This window comes from Agathobaculum desmolans ATCC 43058, assembly GCF_000701665.1.
Classification (GTDB): domain Bacteria; phylum Bacillota; class Clostridia; order Oscillospirales; family Butyricicoccaceae; genus Agathobaculum; species Agathobaculum desmolans.
The window spans coordinates 1-3,087 of the sequence record NZ_JNJN01000085.1; the positions used below are offsets into that span (position 1 = coordinate 1).

General features: G+C 42.6%; 5 protein-coding genes. All 5 read left to right on the forward strand.

Annotated elements, in window-relative coordinates; genetic code table 11:
* Nucleotides 1-408: 408 nt before the first annotated feature.
* On the forward strand, nt 409-747 hold the full coding sequence (locus T363_RS15345) for a hypothetical protein (RefSeq protein ID WP_031476706.1): 339 nt from the start codon (nt 409-411) through the stop codon (nt 745-747).
* Between the two features lie 188 nt (nt 748-935).
* Nucleotides 936-1,409 carry a hypothetical protein gene (locus tag T363_RS0113600; RefSeq protein ID WP_031476708.1) on the forward strand — a complete coding sequence of 158 codons (474 nt, stop codon included), beginning with the start codon at nt 936-938 and terminating at the stop codon, nt 1,407-1,409.
* Nucleotides 1,409-1,723 (forward strand): hypothetical protein, encoded by a 315-nt coding sequence (locus tag T363_RS0113605; protein WP_031476710.1) that lies wholly within the window; start codon nt 1,409-1,411, stop codon nt 1,721-1,723. The genes T363_RS0113600 and T363_RS0113605 overlap by 1 nt, the downstream gene beginning before the upstream one ends.
* 16 nt (nt 1,724-1,739) lie before the next feature.
* Entirely contained in the window at nt 1,740-2,279 is a 540-nt protein-coding gene (locus T363_RS0113610; protein ID WP_031476712.1) for a hypothetical protein, read from the forward strand.
* 377 nt (nt 2,280-2,656) lie between these two features.
* Nucleotides 2,657-3,087: DNA cytosine methyltransferase (locus tag T363_RS0113615; protein ID WP_031476714.1), on the forward strand; the 431-nt coding region annotated here is incomplete at its 3' end.

A 3,087-nucleotide genomic window follows, 5' to 3' on the forward strand; every position in this document is an offset into this window, starting at 1 on the left:
CTGTCTGGGAAAACGTCGCGGGAGCGTTTTCTTCAAATGACCGGCTGGATTTTGCAGCCGTGCTCCACGCATTCACAGGTATCGAGGTTTCAGTGTCTGATAGCGGACTGTGAGCGCACGCCGGAATGGTGCGAGAGGGATGTGCTGATACCGCTTGGCGGCTCTTGGACACCCAGTATTGGGGAGAAGCCGCACTTTCGCAGCGTCGGCGGCGGGTGTTCGTCGTGACAGATTTTGCAGGTAGACGTGCCGCAGAAGTATTATTTAAGCCCCCGCGGTATGTTCCCGTATCCTGTGCCTTGCGGTGAAAGCGGGCTGTCTGCCGCCGGTGGAGATCGAATATCTGCTGATGAAGCAGGGCGGCAGATACCCGTCGTCCGTCCCTTCCAGCTTCGGCGTATGCGGGCCATGGCAAAGCAAGGCGACCAAACCGGCTTCCGGGCGTGTTTCGGCAAAAACGGAGAACCCTTCCCAACTCTGCTTGCCAGTATAGGGCAGCCGTTTGTGTTCTGGTATGAGGGTGCGGAACAGGACGGGGTTATCCGCGACCTTACGCCTTTGGAGTGCGAACGTCTCATGGGGTTGCTCGAGGGCTGGAGGGCATACGGCTGCAAAAATGAACTCATCACAAACCGCACACGTTGTTTTGCGCTTGACAAAATAATAGCCTTGCCCTGTATGCAATATATTATGGTGGGTATTGCGGAAGTTATGGAGCAATTATTAAGTACCAAGATGTTCAAATGAATTAAAGAGAGTGATAAAAAGGAATTATTTTCAAAAAAATGTTGCAACTTGAGTGCTAAAGGTGTATTCTAAAATATAGTTATGGATAATTATAGCCTTAGACAGTAGGTAATCATAAATCCCACCGAGGCAAAATTACTGTTAGGCGGAAGAAGTGTTTCTTGCCGTTTTTTTTGTGGGTGTAATTGATGGAAAAAATAAAGGGTGGACAAATGTGTTCAAACATACATTTTCGTAAAGGAACGTTTCATGAAGTTCTGGAATACTTAATGAATATGTTTTTAACATCTTTTCCGTTCGTTCTTCATGCATGTGTTACAGGTTTTCGATATTTAAATTGCGGATTATCAGAAGCTTTGTACCAATTTTTTGCTGTGTTTGTGGAAGCCGATATTTTCTTAATTTTTTTTGCAATATTATTTTCTTTTGTACCACAAGCTATTATTGGAAAACGTTTACATTTAAAAAGAATAGAAAGTACATATAATGCTATCGCACTCTTTGCAGGTTTAGCTTCGCTATATATGTATGTCGATATGAAAGATAGCAAAGCTGTTTTTGACGAAACACTGGGATTTTCTTTTTTTGTACTCTGGCTTATTTTTATCTTGCTGGGAGCACTCATTTGTATATATCGTAATTTAGAGAAGAGGAAAAAGTGATGGTCATTTTAGTCAACTGTATATTGCTAATAATCGCATTGGCAGAAAGTATTTTATTAATTTTTCTTCTCTATATTGCGAGAATTAATGATGCTAAACAGAAAAGGGTATTTGAAGAGTTGTCAATAAAGAAATATCTATTTATTGATAAGCATAAAGGAAATGTTTCTATTCAAACAAAAGAAGAAAAGAATGTTGCCAATTCGGTATCAAATCTTAATCGAGGATCTGTTCGTATTGGCACAGGACGTTATTTTTACGATAAAGAGTATGAAAAAATGCGGCAAAATGTTTTAAAAAAGCGTTTGCCTTGAATGGATATTATTGGAAATGAAAAAAACGTTAAGGGAAAAATGGAGTTTGTTGTGTGGAATACACACATATACTAAAAAATTTTTCCTGTTGGCGGAAGAATATAATTTGGAAATGAAAACATTTATACAACCAATGAAGGAACAAAGAGATGCATATGAACATATTGTGCGCGCATATGGAGAAATATTAGAATCTGAACAAGAAGATGATGAGTATGTATTAAAAAATTTTGATAAAGCTATTTCGCATGAATATAGAGCATATTTTGATGCATTAGATTTTCTTACGATTTCAATACGTGAACGTATTCATCATGAACTTGAATATTTTTCTTATGAACAGATAGTCTCAGTTTTTCCTGACTATACGGAACTAAAAGCAAAATTGAGCGAATTCCCGCAAATAATTGCTAACTTGCGTATTAAGAAAGATATTGGTAGCGTAGATCGGTTAGAATTGGTTAAGGAGTACGCTGAAGTAGGAGATTACTTATTAGAAATATACCAAGTAATTTGCAAAAAAGTATTACCTTTGCTTGTAGATGAACAAAATTGAGAAAATAAGCATTGAATGATAGCGAATATAATAGTGCTTTAATCCGTTCTTTGTATTGCGCAAAGAACGGATTTTTTGTTTACAGTGTGAGGAATTTAGTATGTACAACCGAATAATTTACCCAACCGCCCAATCCGGGCGGTTATTTTTATGCCCCAAAACCGCCGTCCACCATGCCCGGCCGCCGCCGGTATCTGTGCAGGCCATCAACCAATCACAAGAAGGAGGACAACTCATGTATTATCACACCTGCCCCTATTGCGGGGCGAATTTAGACCCGGACGAGCGCTGTGACTGCATTTCCCGTATCCGGGGCAAAGCGCCGAAGTGGAGCACTATGGACGGTGTCCGGGTGCGAAACCACAAGAGGTTTGCCCGTGCCCACACTTAGGCTCGGCAGCCTGTTTGACGGTATCGGTGTCTTTCCACTGGCCGCATCGCGCTGTGGTATTGTCCCTGTGTGGGCGAGCGAGATCGCCAGAGCACCGGTGTCCATTACCCGGCGGCATTTCCCGGATATGCTCCACTTGGGAGACATCACGCAGATAGGCGGCGGCAAGATACCGCCCGTGGATATTGTCACGTTCGGCTCGCCCTGTCAAAACCTGTCCACAATCGGTGCGCGGGAGGGTTTGGCAGGTAGCAAATCCGGCCTGTTTTATCAGGCCATGCGTATTATTGAGGAAATGAGGTATGCAACAAATAACCGGTATCCAGCTTTCGCTGTCTGGGAAAACGTCGCGGGAGCGTTTTCTTCAAATGACCGGCTGGATTTTGCAGCCGTGCTCCACGCATTCACAGGTATCGA

Excerpts from the sequence above, each read along its gene's own strand:
- T363_RS15345 (WP_031476706.1), top strand. The coding sequence starts at position 409 with ATGGCAAAGCAAGGCGACCAAACCGGCTTCCGGGCGTGTTTCGGCAAA.
- T363_RS0113600 (WP_031476708.1), top strand. The coding sequence starts at position 936 with ATGGAAAAAATAAAGGGTGGACAAATGTGTTCAAACATACATTTTCGT.
- T363_RS0113605 (WP_031476710.1), top strand. The coding sequence starts at position 1,409 with ATGGTCATTTTAGTCAACTGTATATTGCTAATAATCGCATTGGCAGAA.
- T363_RS0113610 (WP_031476712.1), top strand. The coding sequence starts at position 1,740 with ATGAAAAAAACGTTAAGGGAAAAATGGAGTTTGTTGTGTGGAATACAC.